This is a genomic window from Streptococcus oralis, assembly GCF_003944215.1.
GTDB lineage: Bacteria > Bacillota > Bacilli > Lactobacillales > Streptococcaceae > Streptococcus > Streptococcus oralis_BI.
On the sequence record NZ_RJVZ01000001.1, the window covers coordinates 128,406 to 146,262 of the forward strand.

Genomic DNA, 17,857 nt, shown 5'->3' on the forward strand with positions numbered 1-17,857 from the left:
ACCTCCTATATTATTTTTTCTTACCAGCAATCGCAACAGCTTTACCTTTACGAGTGCGAGCGTTGTTTTTAGTGTTTTGTCCACGGACAGGAAGTCCACGACGGTGACGAATACCACGGTAAGAACCGATTTCCATCAAACGTTTGATGTTCAAGTTTACTTCACGACGAAGGTCACCTTCAACTTTGATTGCATCCACTTCACGACGGATAGCATCTTCTTGATCTGATGTAAGGTCACGTACACGAACATCTTCTGAGATTCCAGCAGCAGCCAAAATTTTCTTAGATGTTGCAAGTCCGATACCATAAACATAAGTCAATGAGATTACTACGCGTTTGTCATTTGGAATGTCAACTCCAGCAATACGAGCCATGTTTTCTCCTTTCTATCTTATCCTTGACGTTGTTTGTGTTTTGGATTTGCTGGGCAAATTACCATAACACGACCATTACGACGAATTACTTTACAGTATTCGCAAATTGGTTTGACCGATGGTCTTACTTTCATTTCTTATCCCTCCAAGTTTTTCGATTATTTAAAGCGGTAAGTGATACGTCCACGTGTCAAGTCATATGGACTCATCTCGACAGTAACACGATCTCCCGCTAAAATACGAATATAGTTTTTACGAATTTTACCAGAAACTGTTGCTAAAATCTGATGTCCATTTTCAAGTTCAACCGTAAACATTGCGTTAGGCATTGTATCGACTACTTTGCCTTCAACTTCAATCACATCGTCTTTTGCCACGCAAAAGCACCTCCATAAATTTCGATTTGATGCCTCTAAACATAGAGACAACAATTATAAGTCAGACTATCTCAGTATAACATTTGTAACGATTTTTTGCAAGTGTGAAAAACGCTTTATTTCAAATTTGTCAATACTTTTTCGATGTCTTTGAACACATCATTGATATCTTGATTTCCTTCGATATCGTGAACCAAACCTTTGGCACGGTAGTGAGCAATGATTGGTTCACCTTGGGCGATGTTCACATCCAAACGACGCTTAACTGTCTCGGGTTTGTCATCTTCGCGTTGGTAGTAATCTTCTTCTTTGTAGTCAACTGGTGGGTTGAAAACTTTGTGGAAGGTTTCACCTGTTTCGCGGTGGATGATACGGCCACTCAAACGTTCCAAGAGACAGTCTGGATTCACTTCGATGTTGATCACACCTTCCAATTCAATACCAAGTTCAGCCAATGTTTTATCCAAGGCATGAGCTTGTTCAATCGTACGTGGGTAACCATCTAACAAGAAACCTGTTTCTTTGATATCATCCTGTGAAAGGCGTTCTTTAACAATTCCATTTGTAACTTCATCTGGAACCAACTCACCTTTGTCGATGTATGACTTTGCAAGCACACCCATTTCAGTTTGATTTGCCATAGCAGCACGGAACATATCCCCAGTTGAAATGTGTGCCACGTGGAATTGTTCCACAATTTTAGCTGCTTGCGTTCCCTTACCTGCTCCAGGTAAGCCCATAATCAAAAGATTCATGATCTGATCTCCTTATTTTGTATTTAAATAGAAGCAGAAAACTGTTCTAACTCCTATTTAAAAACAAAATAGAAGAGGGGAGACGAAAGTCTCCCTTATAGATAGACTTTCATACTCCACTCTCTAAGCAAAAGTAGTCTTGCTTTTATTCTGTTTTGTCCATGAAACCAACATACTTACGTTTCAATAGGTAACCTTCTAGCTGTTTGATTCCCTCGATACCTGTCGAAATAATGATCAAAAGACTAGTTCCCCCAAAAGCAACCGCTTCTGAGAGCCCAAAGACATCTTTTGCTACAATTGGCAAGATTGAAATCACACCAAGGAAAAGGGAACCGACGGTTGCAAGGCGACGAAGAAGTTTCGACATGAACTCTTCTGTTCCCTTACCAGGACGAACACCGTGGATATAGGCTCCGCTCTTTTGCAAGTTTTCTGCTGCTTTCTCTGGATTGATCTGTACAAATGTATAGAAGAATGTAAAGAGAATAATCAGCAGTGCATACATGGCAACACCTGTTGGAGATGTTGTCGCAAGCATTTCTTGTGCTGTACGTACCCAAGTCCAATCAAGCCCCATAGCGCTGACAAACTGAAGAATAGCCGCAGGAGCTGCCGTAATCGAACTTGCAAAGATAACTGGGATAACACCAGCAGGATTAACCTTCAAAGGAAGGTAAGAACTGGATGGAGCACCTTGAGCAACTTTTGTATATTGGATCGGAATTTTATATTCTGCCTGTTGTACATATGTTGTAAAGTAAACAATCAACAAAACAGCTATAATGAGAATAACGACAAATATAATAGATGACGTCAACCGATCACTTGGAATATTGACAAAATAGTCCACGTAGATGCCATGAATCATCTCTGGAATTGAAGCCACAATCCCAGCAAAGATAATCATAGACACCCCGTTACCATATCCCTTATCAGTGATTTGCTCCCCGAGCCAAGTAACAATCATAGTACCTGCAGTCAGGATAATACCAATCGTAACAAAGACTTGAGGTGTTAGATCTGTCGTTAATAATTTTGCACCAGATAGAGTGTTAAAACCAGCAGTGATTCCGATTGATTGCACAAACGCAAGTACAAGCGCAATATAACGAGTCGCTTGGTTTATCTTTCTCCGTCCTACTTCCCCCTGCTTGCCCCACTCTACAAACTTTGGAACAATATCCATTTGTAGCAATTGAACAACGATGGAAGCTGTGATATACGGACTCACACCGAGTGCAAAAACCGAGAAGTTCTTCATGGCATTCCCTGAAACTAAACTAAGCATGTTCAAGAAGGATAATCCACTCAAAGCTTCCAGACTTTTTGCATTCACACCTGGTACAGTAATACTAGTCCCAATACGGAAGACAAGTATGATAAAAATCGTAAAGAGAATTTTTGATCGTACTTTCTTAACCTTGAGAGCCTCTTTTAATAATTTAAAAAACATAGGTCACCTCTCTAGATGACTTCTACTGAACCACCTTTAGCAGTGATAGCTTCTTCAGCTGTTTTAGAGAATTTAGCTGCTTTCACAGTCAACTTCTTAGTCAACTCACCGTTACCAAGAATCTTAACGCCTGATTTTTCAGCCTTTACAATTCCTGCTTCGATAAGAACAACTGGAGTAACTTCAGTACCATCTTCAAAAACGTTCAATTGATCAAGATTTACAATTGCGTATTCTTTAGCGTTGATGTTAGTGAATCCACGTTTTGGAAGACGACGGAACAATGGAGTTTGTCCACCTTCAAAACCAAGGCGAACTCCGCCACCGCTACGAGCTTTTTGACCTTTTTGACCGCGACCAGATGTTTTACCGTTACCTGATGAAGTACCACGACCAACACGGTTACGTACTTTACGAGAACCTTCTGCAGGTTTCAATTCATGAAGTTTCATTTATATTTTCTCCTCTTTTGTAAAATGCTAGCGCCGATAAGAGAGAAAAGGTTGTCTCCCTTATCAACTCGCCTATACATTCGTCATCTTAGATGACTATATCTAGTTTTAGGGGATGAGTATTGTCACATCCCCTAAAAATTCATTAGTTTACTTCTTCAACTGTTACCAAGTGAGATACTGCAGTGATCATACCACGGATAGCAGCGTTGTCTTCTTTAATAACAGAGCTGTTCAATTTGCCAAGTCCAAGTGCTACAACAGTTTTACGTTGTGATGGAATGCGTCCGATTGGAGACTTAGTCAAAGTAATTTTAATTTGAGCCATTTTATCCCCTTTCTTATGCCAAATCAGAAACTGAAATACCACGAAGGGCAGCAACTTCTTCAGCGCGTTTCAATTGTTTCAAACCTTCAACAGTTGCGCGAACAATGTTGATTGGAGTGTTAGAGCCAAGTGATTTAGATGTAATATCTGCCACACCTGCCAATTCCACAACGGCACGAACTGCACCACCAGCGGCAACTCCAGAACCTTCTACAGCAGGTTTCAACAATACTTTAGCTCCACCAAATTCTGAAAGAACTTCGTGTGGGATTGTTGTTCCAACCATAGGAACTTCAATCAAGTTTTTCTTAGCATCTTCTACTGCTTTACGGATTGCTTCTGGAACTTCTTGAGCTTTACCAGTACCAAATCCTACGCGACCATTGTGGTCACCAACAACAACAAGAGCTGCGAAACGAAGACGACGTCCACCTTTAACAACTTTTGTAACACGGTTGACAGCAACTACGCGTTCTTCTAATTCAACTGCATTGTCTTTAAATGCCATTTTCTAGTGTCCTCCTATTAGAATTTCAATCCGTTTTCACGAGCTGCATCAGCCAAAGCTTTCACACGTCCGTGATATAGATATCCACCGCGGTCGAACACCACTTCTGAAATACCTTTAGCACTTGCACGTTCTGCAACGAGTTTACCGACAGCAACGGCTTGTTCAGTTTTAGTTCCTTTTGAAACTTCTTTGTCAAGAGTTGAAGCACTTGCGAGCGTTACACCCGCTACGTCATCAATCACTTGAGCGTAGATGCCTGTATTAGAACGGAATACGTTCAAACGTGGGCGATCAGCAGTTCCAGAGAGTTTTCCGCGAACGCGACGGTGGCGTTTTTGGCGGAGTTTGTTTTTATCTGGTTTAGAAATCACAGTTTTCACCTCTTTAGTTTTAAATCGTGTGCTATGCACAAAGTTGGTAATGAGGTTGGTGGTTGAAAATCAACCACTCAACATTATTTACCAGTTTTACCTTCTTTAAGACGAACATATTCGCCAACGTAACGGATACCTTTACCTTTGTATGGTTCTGGTGAACGAAGGCTACGTACGTAAGCAGCTGTTTGACCAACTACTTCTTTTGAAATTCCGCTAACAACGATTGTTGTTGGGTTTGGAAGTTCAAAAGTAATTCCTTCTGGAGCTTCAACTTCGTCTGGATGAGATTTACCAACAGCCAAAACAAGTTTTTTACCTTGAAGTTGTGCACGGTAACCAACCCCGCGCATTTCAAGTTCTTTCTTGAATCCTTCTGATACACCAATTACCATGTTGTTCAAAAGGGCACGAGTAGTTCCGTGGATAGTTTTCATTTCTTTTGAATCGTTTGGACGGTGAAGAGTTACTTCAGTACCTTCCACACGGATTTCAATATCTTTTGAGAACTCACGAGTAAGTTCTCCTTTAGGTCCTTTTACAGTTACAACGTTGTCATTGTTAGTGATTTCAACACCAGCAGGCAACACGATAACTTTATTACCAATACGTGACATGTTTATTTTCTCCTGTTAAATTGTCAGGCCATAACGGCCAGTTTTCACGGGGTTAAATCGATTTCTCGATTTAAAGGAACATTTAGGTTTCAATTTCAAAGTGAATCTAGGCATCGTCTCGAAGGCATAATTTTGGGTTAGGCAAGAGACGATAACGAAGACTCACAAAGAAATTGGGAGCTAAATATTACCAAACGTAAGCGATAACCTCACCACCAACATTCTTTTGGCGAGCTTCTTTATCAGTAAGCAAACCTTCAGAAGTTGAAAGGATAGCAATTCCAAGTCCGTTAAGAACTTTTGGAAGATCTTCACGTTTTTTGTAGACACGAAGTCCTGGTTTAGAAACACGTTTCAAGTTAGTGATAACTTTTTCACCGTTTGGTCCGTATTTAAGGAATACACGGATGATGCCTTGTTTGTCATCTTCGATGATTTCTACGTTCTTAACAAAACCTTCGCGTTTAAGGATTTCAGCAATCCCTTTTTTGATGTTTGATGCAGGCACTTCAAGTACTTCGTGTTTCGCTTGGTTAGCGTTACGAATACGAGTTAGGAAGTCTGCGATTGGGTCAGTCATAACCATTTTGTTTTTCTCCTCTTACTAGTAGTTTGCAAGTTGCACTTGCTAGTTAATACATGATACAAAGAGCGTAACAGCAAGAGCAAAAATAGGCAATTTGATGCAGGAGCGATGCTCCAAAGCAAATTGGTCTTTTTTGCCAAAGCTGTAGCTCGTGTTCAAATTGGCAAGCCCAACTGAACCCGGGCTAAACTCTGCGTGAAAAAGATAAACTTTCCTAGAAACTTCAGTTTCTTCGTCAAGTTTCCTATTTTCACTTGGAGTTTTGACGCCCTTGATATCTTAAATTACCAAGATGCTTTTGTTACACCAGGAATTTGTCCTTTGTAAGCTAATTCACGGAAGCAAACACGGCAAAGTTTAAATTTGCGGTAAACTGAATGTGGACGACCACATTTTTCACAACGAGTATAAGCTTGAGTAGAGAACTTCGCTGGACGTTTGTTCTTAGCAATCATTGATTTTTTAGCCATTAGATTTACCTCCTATATTATTTTGCAAAAGGCATTCCAAGGCCTGTAAGCAATGCACGTGACTCTTCGTCAGTGTTAGCAGTTGTTACGATAACGATGTCAAGACCACGAGTTTTGTCAACGTCATCAAAGTTGATTTCTGGGAAGATCAATTGTTCTTTCACACCAAGTGTGTAGTTCCCGCGTCCATCAAATGATTTTGTTGGAACACCGTGGAAGTCACGCACACGTGGAAGTGAAACTGAAACCAATTTATCCAAGAATTCGTACATACGTTCACCACGAAGGGTAACTTTTGCACCGATCGCTACACCTTCACGAAGACGGAAGCCGGCGATTGATTTTTTAGCTTTAGTGATAAGTGGTTTTTGACCTGAGATAAGTGCCAATTCTTCAGCAGCTTTTTCAAGGCTTTTAGCGTTTGATACAGCTTCACCAACACCCATGTTCAAAACGATCTTATCTACTTTAGGCACAGCCATCACTGATGAGTAGTTGAATTGTTCTGTCAAAGCAGGAACTACTTCATTAAGATATTTTTCTTTTAAACGATTTGCCATTATACTTCTCCTTTCCTTCGTGATTAATCAAGCACTTCGCCTGATTTTTTGTTGTAGCGAACTTTTTTACCGTCTACAAATTTGTAACCAACACGACCAGCTACACCATTTTTGTCCAATACTTGAACGTTTGATACGTGGATAGCTGCTTCTTTCTCGATGATACCACCTTGAGGAAGCTCGTTAGTTGGACGTTGGTGTTTCTTAACGATGTTAACACCTTCAACGATAACTTTGTTTACTTTTGGAAGGGCAGTAAGGACAACAGCTTCTGTTCCCTTATCTTTACCAGCGATTACGCGAACTTTGTCGCCTTTTTTTACAAACATTAGGTTTCTCCTTGATTTTTCTTACGCCCATAGGGGCACCCTGGAGTAAATCCAGGGGACTAGTTTGTTTGTTTTTACTCTGCGAAAATCAAAGCAATTCTTCGTCAGTTTCAACTCACCTAACTCAAGTTATGCTTTCGTTTCACTTCCTAGACTTGTTTCAATTTTCTTTGAGCAACTAATTAAAGTACTTCTGGAGCAAGTGACACGATCTTCATGAAGCCACCTTCACGCAATTCACGTGCAACTGGGCCAAAGATACGTGTTCCGCGAGGAGTTTTGTCTTCACGGATGATAACTGCTGCGTTTTCGTCAAATTTGATGTATGAACCATCAGCACGACGAGCACCTGATTTAGTACGAACGATAACAGCTTTTACAACGTCACCTTTTTTAACCGCACCACCAGGAGTAGCTTGTTTTACAGATGCCACAATAACATCACCGATGTTTGCAAATTTACGTCCTGAACCACCAAGAACTTTGATAGTCAAGATTTCGCGAGCACCGCTGTTGTCTGCGACTTTCAAACGAGTTTCTGTTTGAATCATTTCAGTTTTCTCCTTTCAGGCTTGATTAGATGATGACCGCTTCTTCAACAACTTCTACAAGACGGAAACGTTTTGTAGCTGAAAGCGGACGAGTTTCCATGATACGTACGATATCGCCTTCTTTGGCAACATTGTTTTCATCATGTGCTTTGTATTTCTTAGAGTAGTTAATACGTTTACCATAGACTGGGTGGTTACGTTTTGTTTCAACTACAACTGTGATTGTCTTGTCCATTTTGTCAGATACAACACGTCCAACAAGAACTTTACGATTATTGCGTTCCATTGAAATTTCTCCTTCCCTAGTCTATTATTTCGCTTCAGATTGAACTGTTTTGATACGAGCGATTTGTTTTTTAACTTCTTTCAAGCGAGCTGTTTGTTCCAATTGACCAGTAGCAGCTTGGAAACGAAGTTCAAACAATTCTTTTTTCAATTCGTTTTCGCGCTTCGCGAGTTCTTCTTGAGAAAGACCACGAAGTTCTTTAACAAATTCTTTTACTTCATTAAGTTTCATGCCTTCTCCTTATTCTGCTTCACGTTTTACGAATTTACATTTAACTGGCAATTTGTGGCTAGCAAGACGAAGCGCTTCGCGAGCGATCTCTTCAGATACACCAGCAACTTCAAACATCACTTTTCCACGTTTAACTGGTGCTACCCAACCTTCAGGTGCCCCTTTACCAGATCCCATACGCACACCGATAGCTTTAGCAGTGTATGATTTGTGTGGGAAGATTTTAATCCAAACTTTACCACCACGTTTCATGTAACGAGTCATGGCGATACGAGCAGCTTCGATTTGGCGGTTAGTGATCCAGTGGCTAGTTGTAGCTTGAAGACCGTATTCACCGAATGCTACTTCTTTTCCACCTTTTGCTTCACCGCGCATTTTTCCACGGAATTCACGACGGTGTTTAACACGTTTAGGTACTAACATTGGTTATTTACCTCCTTTAGTGTTTTTACGAGCTGGAAGAACTTCACCACGGTAGATCCATACTTTAACACCAAGTTTACCGTATGTAGTATCTGCTTCTTCCCAAGCGTAATCGATATCTGCACGAAGTGTGTGAAGTGGAACAGTTCCTTCAGAGTATCCTTCAGCACGGGCGATATCTGCACCGTTCAAACGACCTGATACTTGAGTTTTGATTCCTTTAGCTCCAGCACGCATTGCACGTTGGATTGCTTGTTTTTGTGCACGACGGAAAGCGACACGTTGCTCCAATTGACGAGCAATTCCTTCACCTACAAGGTGAGCATCCAAATCAGGTTGTTTGATTTCGATGATGTTGATGTGTACTTGTTTTCCTGTCAATTTGTTAAGTTTTGCACGGAGTGCATCAACGTTAGCACCACCTTTACCGATAACCATACCTGGTTTAGCAGTGTGAAGTGAAACGTTAACTTTGTTTACTGCGCGTTCAATTTCGATAGTTGAAACTGCTGCGTCAGCAAGTTCTTTTTGAACGAATTTACGGATTGCAAGATCTTCATGAAGGTAATCCGCGTATTCTTTTTCAGCATACCATTTGGCATCCCAATCACGGATGATGCCGACACGCATACCAATTGGATGTACTTTTTGACCCACGATGTTACCTCCTTATTTTTCTGCAACAGCCACAGTGATGTGAGCTGTACGTTTGTTGATTGGTGAAGCTGAACCTTTCGCACGTGGACGGAAACGTTTCATAGTTGGTCCTTCGTTTGCGAATGCTTCAGATACTACCAAGTTAGCTTTATCCAAACCAAAGTTGTTTTCAGCGTTAGCTACAGCTGAGTTCAAAACTTTCAAGATAATCTCAGCAGCTTTGTTTGGAGTGAATGTCAAGATTGCAATAGCATCGGCTACGCTTTTACCACGGATGTTGTCAAGAACAAGACGTGATTTACGAGGTGAAACACGTACTGTACGAGCCATTGCTTTAGCTGAAGTAATTTCTGCCATTTATGTTCTCCTTATTTTCTACGTGTTTTCTTGTCGTCTGCAGCGTGACCTTTGTAAGTACGAGTTGGTGCAAATTCACCAAGTTTGTGACCTACCATGTCTTCTTGGATGTAAACAGGTACGTGTTTACGTCCGTCATAAACTGCGATAGTGTAACCAATGAAACTTGGGAAGATCGTTGAACGACGTGACCAAGTTTTGATAACTTTTTTCTTTTCGTCGTTAGCTTGAGCTTCAACTTTTTTCATCAAATGCTCATCGACGAAAGGTCCTTTTTTAAGACTGCGTCCCATTTTTATATTTTCTCCTTTAAATGTTGTACCACAGCGGCTTGCGCTCACATGGAGCGCTACCGAGCTGGCGGATTTCCTAGTTGCTAGGCGACTAGTTTACTATTATTTCTCGTTGCGACGACGAACGATAAGTTTGTCAGATTTCGCTTTCTTGTTACGAGTTTTAAGACCAAGAGCAGGTTTGCCCCATGGAGTAGATGGTGCTTTACGTCCAACTGGTGCTTTACCTTCACCACCACCGTGTGGGTGATCGTTAGGGTTCATTACAGAACCACGAACTGTTGGGCGGATACCTTTCCAACGGCTACGTCCTGCTTTACCAAGGTTAACAAGTCCATGTTGTTCGTTTCCGACAACACCAACTGTTGCACGACAAGTTCCAAGAATCATACGTACTTCGCCAGATTGAAGACGAACAAGAACGTATTTACCTTCTTGACCCAATACTTGAGCAGAAGCTCCAGCAGCACGTACCAATTCTCCACCACGACCTGGTTTCAACTCAATGTTGTGGATCAAAGTACCAACTGGGATGTTAGCAAGTGGAAGAGCGTTTCCGACTTTGATATCTGCTTCTGGACCTGAAACGATGCGTTGACCAACTTCAAGACCTTTTGGAGCGATGATATATGCTTTCACACCGTCAGTGTAGTGTACAAGAGCGATGTTTGCAGAACGGTTTGGATCGTACTCGATTGTTTTAACAACTGCTTCAACGTTGTCTTTGTTACGTTTGAAGTCAACCAAACGGTAGAAACGTTTGTGTCCACCACCTTGGTGACGAACTGTGATACGACCGTTGTTGTTACGACCAGCCTTGCTCTTCAAAGCAACAAGCAATGATTTTTCAGGAGTGCTTGTTGTGATTTCAGCGAAATCCAAAGAAGTCATATTACGGCGACCGTTTGTTGTTGGTTTATAAACACGAATTCCCACGATATTTCCTCCTTAGATTATTCAGCTTCAGCAGCGAACAACTCGATTGCTTTTGAATCAGCTGTAAGTGTGATGATAGCTTTTTTAGTTTTGTTAGTAAAACCAGTGTAACGTCCAACACGTTTTGCTTTTGGTTTTACGTTGATTGTGTTAACGTTGGCAACTTTAACACCTTCGAAAGCAGCTTCAACAGCTTGCTTGATCAAAAGTTTGTGTGCACGAGTGTCAACTTCAAATACATATTTGCCTGCTTCAAGTTGAGCCATTGAGCTTTCAGTGATGACAGGTTTTTTGATAACATCATACAAATTCATTATGCAAGAACCTCCTCGATTTTAGAGATAGCTGCTTGTGTGACAAGAAGTTTGTCGCTATTTGCGATGTCAAGAACACTTGCAGTTGTAGCAGTTGCAACTTTCACGTTTGGAAGGTTACGAGCTGAAAGAGCTGCGAATTCATTTTCTTCTTCAAGGATAACAAGAACTTTAGAATCGATGCTCAATGCTGCAAGAACTTTTGCAAATTCAGCAGTTTTTGGAGCTGTAAATGAAAGAGCGTCTACAGCTACGAATTTGTTTTCAGCAACTTTTTCAGAGTAAACTGATTTAAGAGCTAGGCGACGAACTTTTTGTGGAAGTTTGTAGCCGTATGAACGTGGAGTTGGTCCGAAGACAACACCACCACCACGCCATTGTGGTGAGCGGATAGAACCTTGACGAGCACGTCCAGTTCCTTTTTGACGCCATGGTTTGCGTCCACCACCTGATACTGCAGAGCGGTTTTTAACAGCGTGTGTTCCTTGACGAAGGCTTGCGCGTTGGCTGATGATCACATCAAACACAACTGATTCATTTGGTTCGATACCAAATACTGCATCGTTAAGAACAACTTGGCCAGCTTCTTTACCAGTTTGGTCAAATAATGTTACGTTTGCCATTGTGACTGATTTCCCCTTTCTTTATTATTTACCAGCTTTAACTGCTGATTTGATAGTGATAAGAGATTTCTTAGCACCTGGTACGTTACCTTTGATAAGGATAACGTTCTTTTCTGGAACAACTTGTACAACTTCAAGGTTTTGAATTGTTACGCGGTCGCCACCCATACGTCCTGCAAGGTTTTTACCTTTGAATACGCGGTTAGGTGCAACAGGTCCCATAGAACCTGGACGACGGTGGTAACGAGAACCGTGAGCCATTGGTCCACGTGATTGTCCGTGGCGTTTGATAACACCTTGGAAACCTTTACCTTTAGAAGTACCAGTTACGTCAACAACGTCTCCAGCTGCGAATGTTTCAACTGTGATTTCAGCACCAACTTCCAAGCCTTCAACGTTTTTGAATTCACGAATGAAGCGCTTAGGAGCCGTGTTAGCTTTCGCTACATGTCCTTTAGCAGGTTTGTTGCTCAATACTTCGCGTTTGTCATCGAAACCAACTTGGATAGCGTTGTATCCGTCTGTTTCAACAGTTTTAACTTGAAGAACAACGTTTGGAGTTGCTTCAATAACTGTTACAGGGATCAATTCGCCAGCTTCAGTGAAGATTTGAGTCATTCCCACTTTTTTCCCTAAGATTCCTTTTGTCATGAGAAAATAGTTCCTTTTCTATATTTTTTATTCAAAAAGTTTTTAACGAGCGTTTTTTATGCTCAAGGTATCAAGCTTTAGATTAAAGTTTGATTTCTACGTTTACACCACTTGGAAGATCCAATTTCATCAAAGCGTCAACTGTTTTTTGAGTTGGGTTGATAATATCGATCAAACGTTTGTGTGTACGCATTTCGAATTGTTCGCGAGAATCTTTATATTTGTGAGTCGCACGAATAATTGTGTAGAGGCTACGCTCAGTTGGAAGTGGGATTGGACCCGCAACTTGTGCACCTGTACGAGTAGCTGATTCTACGATTTTAGCAGCCGCTGTGTCAAGCGTACGGTGTTCGTAAGCTTTCAAACGGATACGGATTTTTTTGTTTGCCATCTTTTTCTCCTTTTCGTCTATTTAAGATAATAGGCTAGCTCCACAAGAAAACCGACGCGCGTTGCGTGGCAATGCAACCGAGCGTGTCACAACCTCTTGCATCAAAGCTAAGGCTGTAATTTACAGCACCATAATAGAATAACACAAAGCCCCTGCGATTGCAAGGGATTTGTGAGCTTTTTTTCGTTTTTTTGGTATGAAACTGTTTTCCTATTTCATCTTCATACAATTACTAATTTTCGACTATTAAAACCAATCTTTTCTCCTATATAATACGAGTCATTTTGACCTTAAATTTATCTTCTGATTGATCCACTAAGATATCTGCTTTAGACTCGGTTTCTCTATAGTAACGCAGATACTGCTCCCGTCTCATCTGATGGCTAGCTAACACAAATGAAGCATCGCGATTTCTCATAATCGTATCTCGAGCTAGACGCCTCTTTAACTCCGTTTCCTCATCCGTGTAGAAACAGATGGTTTTGTCAAAGAGTTCCTTGGGTAGAAAGCCCACAGCCATCCCTTCAACAATCGGAATCGGCTTGGCTCCAGATAAGATTTCACTAGCCTTCCACGGTTCATCGATTGTTAAGATATCCATACCTGCCTGCAAGGCGAGAATATCTCTCTGCAAACTTGCCAGTTCATGCGCCACTGGAAGGCAAGCTGTCACCTTTTGATCAGGTGCTTGCTTTGGTATTACCAGGTGACGTTCTGAAGTGATATAGGGATCTGTTTCTAGCAAATTTACTGTAGTAGAATCTAGGGCTTGATATAATTCCTGAGCAAAGGTAGACTTACCTGAAGCGCCATGGCCGTAAATCCCCAGTGTTTTGACTTTTCCCATTTCTATCTCTGAGACCAGTTGTTCTATCAGGCCTTTTTTCTTCATTCTCTCTTCACCTGTTCATAGCTTTCTTTTCCGTCATTGAGCTTGTCCCAAATCACTATTTGACCACGTTTGAGAGATTTTTGCACATCGATAATTCGTTGATTAGAGGAACCCCTGAACTGGAGCATGAGATTGCGCTTGCTTTTGTCATAACGACCATCGACAAGGATGTCAATCAGCGACAAGAGTTCCAGTTTATCTGGAGTTTCCAGCATCATTTCTTCCCACGTGTAGCCCGTCCAGGACCAGATGTCTTTATCTGGCAATTCCTTTCGAATGCGTTTAACGAGAGGCAAGAGAATTCCTGTATTAAGAAAGGGTTCTCCTCCTAGCAGGGTCAATCCTTGAACATAGGGCTGGGCAAGGTCTTCCATGATCTGTTCTTCTAACTCTGCTGTATAAGGAATACCTGCATTGAAAGACCAAGTCGCAACATTATAGCACCCTTCGCAGTGAAACATGCAACCTGATACATAGAGAGAGTTTCGCACACCTTCTCCATCAACAAAGTTAAAAGCCTTGTAATCAATAATCCACCCTTTACTGAGTTCTTCACTTTTCCATTCACCTGGTTTTGGTGTATTCCATGTCATCCTTCTACTCCAAATCTATCCAGTAGCGCTGACTTCTATCGATTGTATTTTCGTAAACACCACCAGCGGAGAGAATCGTGCGGCGGCTGGCTTCGTTGTCTTCATCGCAGGTAATCAGCACTCGTTCCAATCCTTGCTTTCGAGCCTCTGCTAGTCCTAATCTCAACTGCTCCTTCCCATATCCTTTGCCTCGTTGACTGGGACGGATAGAATAGCCAATATGACCGCCTTCCACAAATAATTTGTCATTCAAGGACAAGCGCAGGGCTAAAAATCCCAAAGGCAAGCCAGTCTCATCAAAGGATAAAAATTTGATTGCAGGAACCCAGCCTACTGGCAGGTTGGCAGCATCCTCTTGCTGCTCTACAATCTTTAAACAATCCTCATAATCCTTTGCTCGCTTCCAAGCGGAGCCCATGCCACCGTGCATATAGGATTTTGCTGCATCGAACTCCGCAATCATCTCTAATATCGCTTCTTTATCTTCCAAAGTTGGTCGTCTTAGCTCCATGCTTCCTCCTTAATCGACATCAATCCAGTAGCGCTCTGTTCCATTACGAACATCCTCCAACTCCCCACCATTAGCTAAGATAACAGCTCGGCTTGCTGGATTTTCTGTGCTACAAGTCACTAAAGCTCGTTTAATATTCTTTTCCTTAGCAACTTGCAGACCTTGGCGGAGGACCTCTTTGGCGTAGCCCTTGCCTCTTTCAGACGGGCGGATGGAATAACCAATATGGCCCCCATTTTCTAGTAAGTAGTCATTTAATCGGAGACGAAGGTTGAGAAAGCCAAGAGCCTGGTCTGCTACGTCAAAACTAACCAGCTGGATAGCAGGAACCCAGTTTTCAGGAATATTGAGTCCCGCTTCCGCTTGAAGATTTTCTTCTAGCCACTCTTCATAAACAAAATTGTTGGCGTTCCAAAACCCACCATCGTGGGCTGATTGAGTCTGTTCAAACTCTGCCATCATCTCTAAAACTGTTTCTTTATCTGCCAATGTTGGTCTGCGTAGTATCATTTTTACCTCCAATTAAGAGAAAAGCGAGAGGCAACTCTCACTTTTATTTTTTCTTGTCCTTGTTTAAAAACTGTTCTCTGAGGTTGAGCAAGCGTTCTTTTTTACCTGTTCCACCTTTAGAGTATTTCTCGTGATAACGGGTCACTTGTGCGCGTCCCTTATCGTCTAATTGGTATTTCCCCATTCCATTTCCTTCTAATTTGTTACTTCATGTCCGGCTGTTTTAATGGTTGAACCGTTCATGTGTTTGACACGCGCAGCGATTTCCTTGTGGCGTCCATTGACCATCGGACGCGCTTGCGGATTTCCCAGATAACCACACGTACGTTTGACCACGTCTACTGTTCTAGGGTCGCTATTGCCACAGTTGGGACAAGCAAAGCCTCTCTCAGTTGGTTCAAAATCCCCTTCAAAGTCACACTTGTAGCAACGATCAATCGGAGTATTGGTTCCTAGATAACCGACACGGTCATAGGCATAGTCCCAAACAGCTTCCAGGGCTTTAGGATTTTGTTGAAGAACTGGATACTCACAATAATGAATGAAACCACCTGACGCACCTGCTTCCGGATAAACTTTCTCAAAGTCTAATTTTTCAAACGGTGTTGGATTTTTCCGTACATCGTAGTGGAACGAGTTGGTGTAGTATTCCTTATCTGTGATATCCGGAATAGAGCCGAACTTCTCTGTATCCAAACGACAAAAACGGTCCGTCAAACTTTCAGATGGTGTTGAGTAGATAGAGAAATGGTAACCATATTGGTCAGACCACTCTTCCACTCGACGTTTCATATCACGAATGATATCAAGCGTGAATTCCTTGGCTTCAGGATTACTTTCCCAGCTGTTGCCAAAGAAGACAGTCGCCACTTCGTACAAACCGATGTAGCCCAGCGAAACTGTCGCACGACGATTATTGAAGAGTTGGTCTACACTTTCTTCTTTTCCGAGACGGCGGCCGAAGGCTCCATACTGATAGAGGATAGGGGCGTTCGCTGGTGTTGCTTCCTTGGTCCGTTCAACACGGTAAACCAGAGCATCTTCTGCGATGTTCATACGCTCGTTGAAGATTTCCCAAAACTTATTCAGATCCCCTTCAGACTCGAGGGCGATACGAGGCAGATTGACTGTCACAACACCTAGATTCATACGGCCTGAATTGACCTCGACGCCATTCTCATCCTTCCATCCTTGAAGGAAAGAACGGCAGCCCATAGGAACCTTGAAAGAACCTGTCAGTTCGATAATCTTATCATAGGACAAGACATCAGGATACATCCGCTTGGTTGCACACTCAAGAGCCAACTGTTTGATGTCGTAGTTAGGCGACCCCTCCTCTAAGTTGAGGCCTCTTTTTAACGTAAAGATGAGTTTAGGGAAGATGGCTGTTCGATGTTCTGAACCAAGACCCTTGATACGAATAGTCAAAATAGCTTTTTGAATTTCACGCTCAAAACGATTGGTTCCTAGACCAAAACCTAGAGAAGTAAAAGGTGTTTGCCCATTTGAAGTGAAGAGGGTGTTGATTTCATACTCGAGAGATTGCATGGCATCGTAGATGTCTTTTTGCGTTTTCTTCCAAGCGTAATCTTCCCGTTTTTCAGGTAAAACCCACTCTTCCGCATCCTTGAGATGTTTTTGGTAATTCTTCTCTGCATACGGAGCCAAGACCTCATCGATACGGTCAGCTGAACAGCCTCCGTACTGGCTAGAAGCGACGTTGGCGATGATTTGTGAAATCTGAGCTGTCGCAGTCTGGATAGACTTGGGACTCTCTACCTCTGCATTTCCAATCTTAAAACCATTTTCCAACATGCCTTTAAAATCAATCAAACAGCAGTTGGTCATCGGTGTGTAGGGGCTATAGTCCAGATCATGATAATGGATATCCCCTTTTTGGTGAGCATTGGCTACGTGCTTAGGAAGCATTTGCAAGCCGATTGATTTCCCAACAATCCCTGCTGTCAAATCACGTTGAGTGTTAAAGACATCACTGTCTTTATTGGCGTTTTCATTGACAACTGCCTGGTCTTTATTGAGAAGTTTATGAATGCTAAAGTTGATATCTGTCGCTTTTGAGCGTTCAAAATCCCTTTGTGTCCGATAAGTGATATACTCCTCAGCCAGCGCATATTCTTTGGCTTCAAGGAGTTCATGCTCTACGATATTTTGAATCTCGTAAATCTTGACACCTTGAGGGAAACGACTATGAATTTCCGCAACAATACGCTCAAGCAGCCCATTTAGACGTTTTTCGACCAAGGGTGTCACATCCATGACTTTGTCAGCCGCCTTGTGGAGAGCTTTGTCAATCTTGTCTACATCAAACACTACACGTCTACCATCTCGTTTTTCAACGAACAAAGTGGGAACGGTTGCAAGGTTTTCTTCTAATACAATCATATCCATGCTCTTTTCTATTTTTCTTCTTAAATGATATTATACCA

General features: G+C 41.9%; 32 protein-coding genes. All 32 read right to left on the bottom strand.

Annotated elements, in window-relative coordinates; genetic code table 11:
• Window positions 1–10 precede the first annotated feature (10 nt).
• The 32 genes from rpsM to nrdD all read right to left on the bottom strand — a co-directional run bounded on the left by rpsM (window position 11) and on the right by nrdD (window position 17,813).
• Window positions 11–376, bottom strand: a complete 366-nt coding sequence (gene rpsM / locus D8804_RS00725; protein ID WP_000090781.1) for a 30S ribosomal protein S13 — start codon at window positions 374–376, stop codon at window positions 11–13.
• 17 nt (window positions 377–393) lie between these two features.
• Window positions 394–510, bottom strand: coding sequence for a 50S ribosomal protein L36 (rpmJ, locus tag D8804_RS00730; protein WP_001808836.1), 117 nt, complete (start codon window positions 508–510; stop codon window positions 394–396).
• 24 nt (window positions 511–534) lie between these two features.
• Window positions 535–753, bottom strand: a complete 219-nt coding sequence (gene infA, locus D8804_RS00735) for a translation initiation factor IF-1 (protein WP_001029883.1) — start codon at window positions 751–753, stop codon at window positions 535–537.
• Window positions 754–869: 116 nt separating this feature from the next.
• On the bottom strand, window positions 870–1,508 hold the full coding sequence (locus D8804_RS00740; protein WP_001050433.1) for an adenylate kinase: 639 nt from the start codon (window positions 1,506–1,508) through the stop codon (window positions 870–872).
• A gap of 145 nt (window positions 1,509–1,653) precedes the next feature.
• Window positions 1,654–2,964 (bottom strand): preprotein translocase subunit SecY, encoded by a 1,311-nt coding sequence (gene secY, locus D8804_RS00745; protein ID WP_000465381.1) that lies wholly within the window; start codon window positions 2,962–2,964, stop codon window positions 1,654–1,656.
• Window positions 2,965–2,975: 11 nt separating this feature from the next.
• Window positions 2,976–3,416: a 50S ribosomal protein L15 gene (gene rplO / locus D8804_RS00750; protein ID WP_000766092.1), complete on the bottom strand. Its 441-nt coding sequence runs from the start codon at window positions 3,414–3,416 to the stop codon at window positions 2,976–2,978.
• A 145-nt stretch (window positions 3,417–3,561) separates the two neighbouring features.
• A complete protein-coding gene (rpmD, locus tag D8804_RS00755) occupies window positions 3,562–3,744 on the bottom strand; it encodes a 50S ribosomal protein L30 (RefSeq protein WP_000057241.1) in 183 nt (60 codons plus the stop codon).
• Between the two features lie 13 nt (window positions 3,745–3,757).
• Window positions 3,758–4,252, bottom strand: a complete 495-nt coding sequence (rpsE, locus tag D8804_RS00760; RefSeq protein WP_000874204.1) for a 30S ribosomal protein S5 — start codon at window positions 4,250–4,252, stop codon at window positions 3,758–3,760.
• A gap of 17 nt (window positions 4,253–4,269) precedes the next feature.
• Window positions 4,270–4,626, bottom strand: coding sequence for a 50S ribosomal protein L18 (rplR, locus tag D8804_RS00765; protein WP_004251098.1), 357 nt, complete (start codon window positions 4,624–4,626; stop codon window positions 4,270–4,272).
• A gap of 83 nt (window positions 4,627–4,709) precedes the next feature.
• Complete coding sequence (gene rplF / locus D8804_RS00770; RefSeq protein WP_125398491.1) at window positions 4,710–5,246, bottom strand: 50S ribosomal protein L6; 537 nt, start codon at window positions 5,244–5,246, stop codon at window positions 4,710–4,712.
• Window positions 5,247–5,433: 187 nt separating this feature from the next.
• Complete coding sequence (gene rpsH, locus D8804_RS00775; protein ID WP_000245504.1) at window positions 5,434–5,832, bottom strand: 30S ribosomal protein S8; 399 nt, start codon at window positions 5,830–5,832, stop codon at window positions 5,434–5,436.
• A 284-nt stretch (window positions 5,833–6,116) separates the two neighbouring features.
• The gene (locus D8804_RS00780; protein WP_001085697.1) at window positions 6,117–6,302 is read right to left on the bottom strand and encodes a type Z 30S ribosomal protein S14; all 186 of its coding nucleotides are present in this window, start codon (window positions 6,300–6,302) and stop codon (window positions 6,117–6,119) included.
• 17 nt (window positions 6,303–6,319) lie between these two features.
• Entirely contained in the window at window positions 6,320–6,862 is a 543-nt protein-coding gene (gene rplE / locus D8804_RS00785; protein WP_000013542.1) for a 50S ribosomal protein L5, read from the bottom strand.
• A 23-nt stretch (window positions 6,863–6,885) separates the two neighbouring features.
• A complete protein-coding gene (gene rplX, locus D8804_RS00790; protein WP_000497691.1) occupies window positions 6,886–7,191 on the bottom strand; it encodes a 50S ribosomal protein L24 in 306 nt (101 codons plus the stop codon).
• Between the two features lie 182 nt (window positions 7,192–7,373).
• On the bottom strand, window positions 7,374–7,742 hold the full coding sequence (gene rplN, locus D8804_RS00795; RefSeq protein ID WP_000616545.1) for a 50S ribosomal protein L14: 369 nt from the start codon (window positions 7,740–7,742) through the stop codon (window positions 7,374–7,376).
• 25 nt (window positions 7,743–7,767) lie between these two features.
• Window positions 7,768–8,028 carry a 30S ribosomal protein S17 gene (rpsQ, locus tag D8804_RS00800; RefSeq protein WP_000440801.1) on the bottom strand — a complete coding sequence of 87 codons (261 nt, stop codon included), beginning with the start codon at window positions 8,026–8,028 and terminating at the stop codon, window positions 7,768–7,770.
• Between the two features lie 24 nt (window positions 8,029–8,052).
• Window positions 8,053–8,259 (bottom strand): 50S ribosomal protein L29, encoded by a 207-nt coding sequence (gene rpmC, locus D8804_RS00805; protein WP_000772918.1) that lies wholly within the window; start codon window positions 8,257–8,259, stop codon window positions 8,053–8,055.
• Between the two features lie 9 nt (window positions 8,260–8,268).
• Complete coding sequence (gene rplP / locus D8804_RS00810) at window positions 8,269–8,682, bottom strand: 50S ribosomal protein L16 (protein ID WP_000960948.1); 414 nt, start codon at window positions 8,680–8,682, stop codon at window positions 8,269–8,271.
• Window positions 8,683–8,685: 3 nt separating this feature from the next.
• The gene (gene rpsC / locus D8804_RS00815; RefSeq protein WP_000529936.1) at window positions 8,686–9,339 is read right to left on the bottom strand and encodes a 30S ribosomal protein S3; all 654 of its coding nucleotides are present in this window, start codon (window positions 9,337–9,339) and stop codon (window positions 8,686–8,688) included.
• Window positions 9,340–9,351: 12 nt separating this feature from the next.
• The gene (rplV, locus tag D8804_RS00820; protein WP_000818137.1) at window positions 9,352–9,696 is read right to left on the bottom strand and encodes a 50S ribosomal protein L22; all 345 of its coding nucleotides are present in this window, start codon (window positions 9,694–9,696) and stop codon (window positions 9,352–9,354) included.
• Window positions 9,697–9,707: 11 nt separating this feature from the next.
• A complete protein-coding gene (gene rpsS / locus D8804_RS00825; RefSeq protein WP_000533766.1) occupies window positions 9,708–9,989 on the bottom strand; it encodes a 30S ribosomal protein S19 in 282 nt (93 codons plus the stop codon).
• Window positions 9,990–10,091: 102 nt separating this feature from the next.
• Window positions 10,092–10,925: a 50S ribosomal protein L2 gene (rplB, locus tag D8804_RS00830; RefSeq protein WP_000512910.1), complete on the bottom strand. Its 834-nt coding sequence runs from the start codon at window positions 10,923–10,925 to the stop codon at window positions 10,092–10,094.
• Between the two features lie 17 nt (window positions 10,926–10,942).
• Complete coding sequence (locus D8804_RS00835; protein WP_001055347.1) at window positions 10,943–11,239, bottom strand: 50S ribosomal protein L23; 297 nt, start codon at window positions 11,237–11,239, stop codon at window positions 10,943–10,945.
• Complete coding sequence (gene rplD, locus D8804_RS00840) at window positions 11,239–11,862, bottom strand: 50S ribosomal protein L4 (RefSeq protein WP_125398492.1); 624 nt, start codon at window positions 11,860–11,862, stop codon at window positions 11,239–11,241. Before rplD ends, D8804_RS00835 begins: the two co-directional genes overlap by 1 nt.
• A 24-nt stretch (window positions 11,863–11,886) precedes the next feature.
• Entirely contained in the window at window positions 11,887–12,513 is a 627-nt protein-coding gene (gene rplC, locus D8804_RS00845) for a 50S ribosomal protein L3 (protein WP_000160197.1), read from the bottom strand.
• An 82-nt stretch (window positions 12,514–12,595) separates the two neighbouring features.
• On the bottom strand, window positions 12,596–12,904 hold the full coding sequence (gene rpsJ, locus D8804_RS00850; RefSeq protein WP_003009585.1) for a 30S ribosomal protein S10: 309 nt from the start codon (window positions 12,902–12,904) through the stop codon (window positions 12,596–12,598).
• Window positions 12,905–13,169: 265 nt separating this feature from the next.
• A complete protein-coding gene (locus D8804_RS00855; protein WP_125398493.1) occupies window positions 13,170–13,796 on the bottom strand; it encodes a uridine kinase family protein in 627 nt (208 codons plus the stop codon).
• Complete coding sequence (gene nrdG, locus D8804_RS00860; RefSeq protein WP_125398494.1) at window positions 13,793–14,389, bottom strand: anaerobic ribonucleoside-triphosphate reductase activating protein; 597 nt, start codon at window positions 14,387–14,389, stop codon at window positions 13,793–13,795. Before nrdG ends, D8804_RS00855 begins: the two co-directional genes overlap by 4 nt.
• Window positions 14,390–14,393: 4 nt before the next feature.
• A complete protein-coding gene (locus D8804_RS00865) occupies window positions 14,394–14,900 on the bottom strand; it encodes a GNAT family N-acetyltransferase (RefSeq protein WP_000423437.1) in 507 nt (168 codons plus the stop codon).
• Between the two features lie 9 nt (window positions 14,901–14,909).
• The gene (locus D8804_RS00870) at window positions 14,910–15,410 is read right to left on the bottom strand and encodes a GNAT family N-acetyltransferase (protein ID WP_125398495.1); all 501 of its coding nucleotides are present in this window, start codon (window positions 15,408–15,410) and stop codon (window positions 14,910–14,912) included.
• A gap of 43 nt (window positions 15,411–15,453) precedes the next feature.
• Window positions 15,454–15,594 (bottom strand): hypothetical protein, encoded by a 141-nt coding sequence (locus tag D8804_RS00875; protein WP_125398496.1) that lies wholly within the window; start codon window positions 15,592–15,594, stop codon window positions 15,454–15,456.
• Window positions 15,595–15,605: 11 nt separating this feature from the next.
• Entirely contained in the window at window positions 15,606–17,813 is a 2,208-nt protein-coding gene (nrdD, locus tag D8804_RS00880) for an anaerobic ribonucleoside-triphosphate reductase (protein WP_185774008.1), read from the bottom strand.
• Window positions 17,814–17,857 lie beyond the last annotated feature (44 nt).

What these genes read in the sequence shown, in the direction of transcription:
- rplN (WP_000616545.1), bottom strand. Translation starts at nt 7,742, where the DNA reads ATGATTCAAACAGAAACTCGTTTGAAAGTCGCAGACAACAGCGGTGCT.
- nrdG (WP_125398494.1), bottom strand. Translation starts at nt 14,389, where the DNA reads ATGACATGGAATACACCAAAACCAGGTGAATGGAAAAGTGAAGAACTC.
- D8804_RS00875 (WP_125398496.1), bottom strand. Translation starts at nt 15,594, where the DNA reads ATGGGGAAATACCAATTAGACGATAAGGGACGCGCACAAGTGACCCGT.
- rplE (WP_000013542.1), bottom strand. Translation starts at nt 6,862, where the DNA reads ATGGCAAATCGTTTAAAAGAAAAATATCTTAATGAAGTAGTTCCTGCT.
- D8804_RS00870 (WP_125398495.1), bottom strand. Translation starts at nt 15,410, where the DNA reads ATGATACTACGCAGACCAACATTGGCAGATAAAGAAACAGTTTTAGAG.
- rplX (WP_000497691.1), bottom strand. Translation starts at nt 7,191, where the DNA reads ATGTTTGTAAAAAAAGGCGACAAAGTTCGCGTAATCGCTGGTAAAGAT.
- rpmC (WP_000772918.1), bottom strand. Translation starts at nt 8,259, where the DNA reads ATGAAACTTAATGAAGTAAAAGAATTTGTTAAAGAACTTCGTGGTCTT.
- rplF (WP_125398491.1), bottom strand. Translation starts at nt 5,246, where the DNA reads ATGTCACGTATTGGTAATAAAGTTATCGTGTTGCCTGCTGGTGTTGAA.
- rpsJ (WP_003009585.1), bottom strand. Translation starts at nt 12,904, where the DNA reads ATGGCAAACAAAAAAATCCGTATCCGTTTGAAAGCTTACGAACACCGT.
- nrdD (WP_185774008.1), bottom strand. Translation starts at nt 17,813, where the DNA reads ATGATTGTATTAGAAGAAAACCTTGCAACCGTTCCCACTTTGTTCGTT.
- rpmD (WP_000057241.1), bottom strand. Translation starts at nt 3,744, where the DNA reads ATGGCTCAAATTAAAATTACTTTGACTAAGTCTCCAATCGGACGCATT.
- D8804_RS00865 (WP_000423437.1), bottom strand. Translation starts at nt 14,900, where the DNA reads ATGGAGCTAAGACGACCAACTTTGGAAGATAAAGAAGCGATATTAGAG.
- rpsS (WP_000533766.1), bottom strand. Translation starts at nt 9,989, where the DNA reads ATGGGACGCAGTCTTAAAAAAGGACCTTTCGTCGATGAGCATTTGATG.
- secY (WP_000465381.1), bottom strand. Translation starts at nt 2,964, where the DNA reads ATGTTTTTTAAATTATTAAAAGAGGCTCTCAAGGTTAAGAAAGTACGA.
- rpsM (WP_000090781.1), bottom strand. Translation starts at nt 376, where the DNA reads ATGGCTCGTATTGCTGGAGTTGACATTCCAAATGACAAACGCGTAGTA.
- rplP (WP_000960948.1), bottom strand. Translation starts at nt 8,682, where the DNA reads ATGTTAGTACCTAAACGTGTTAAACACCGTCGTGAATTCCGTGGAAAA.
- D8804_RS00855 (WP_125398493.1), bottom strand. Translation starts at nt 13,796, where the DNA reads ATGAAGAAAAAAGGCCTGATAGAACAACTGGTCTCAGAGATAGAAATG.
- D8804_RS00835 (WP_001055347.1), bottom strand. Translation starts at nt 11,239, where the DNA reads ATGAATTTGTATGATGTTATCAAAAAACCTGTCATCACTGAAAGCTCA.
- rpsE (WP_000874204.1), bottom strand. Translation starts at nt 4,252, where the DNA reads ATGGCATTTAAAGACAATGCAGTTGAATTAGAAGAACGCGTAGTTGCT.
- D8804_RS00740 (WP_001050433.1), bottom strand. Translation starts at nt 1,508, where the DNA reads ATGAATCTTTTGATTATGGGCTTACCTGGAGCAGGTAAGGGAACGCAA.
- rplC (WP_000160197.1), bottom strand. Translation starts at nt 12,513, where the DNA reads ATGACAAAAGGAATCTTAGGGAAAAAAGTGGGAATGACTCAAATCTTC.
- rpsQ (WP_000440801.1), bottom strand. Translation starts at nt 8,028, where the DNA reads ATGGAACGCAATAATCGTAAAGTTCTTGTTGGACGTGTTGTATCTGAC.
- rpmJ (WP_001808836.1), bottom strand. Translation starts at nt 510, where the DNA reads ATGAAAGTAAGACCATCGGTCAAACCAATTTGCGAATACTGTAAAGTA.
- rpsH (WP_000245504.1), bottom strand. Translation starts at nt 5,832, where the DNA reads ATGGTTATGACTGACCCAATCGCAGACTTCCTAACTCGTATTCGTAAC.
- rplO (WP_000766092.1), bottom strand. Translation starts at nt 3,416, where the DNA reads ATGAAACTTCATGAATTGAAACCTGCAGAAGGTTCTCGTAAAGTACGT.
- rplD (WP_125398492.1), bottom strand. Translation starts at nt 11,862, where the DNA reads ATGGCAAACGTAACATTATTTGACCAAACTGGTAAAGAAGCTGGCCAA.
- D8804_RS00780 (WP_001085697.1), bottom strand. Translation starts at nt 6,302, where the DNA reads ATGGCTAAAAAATCAATGATTGCTAAGAACAAACGTCCAGCGAAGTTC.
- rplV (WP_000818137.1), bottom strand. Translation starts at nt 9,696, where the DNA reads ATGGCAGAAATTACTTCAGCTAAAGCAATGGCTCGTACAGTACGTGTT.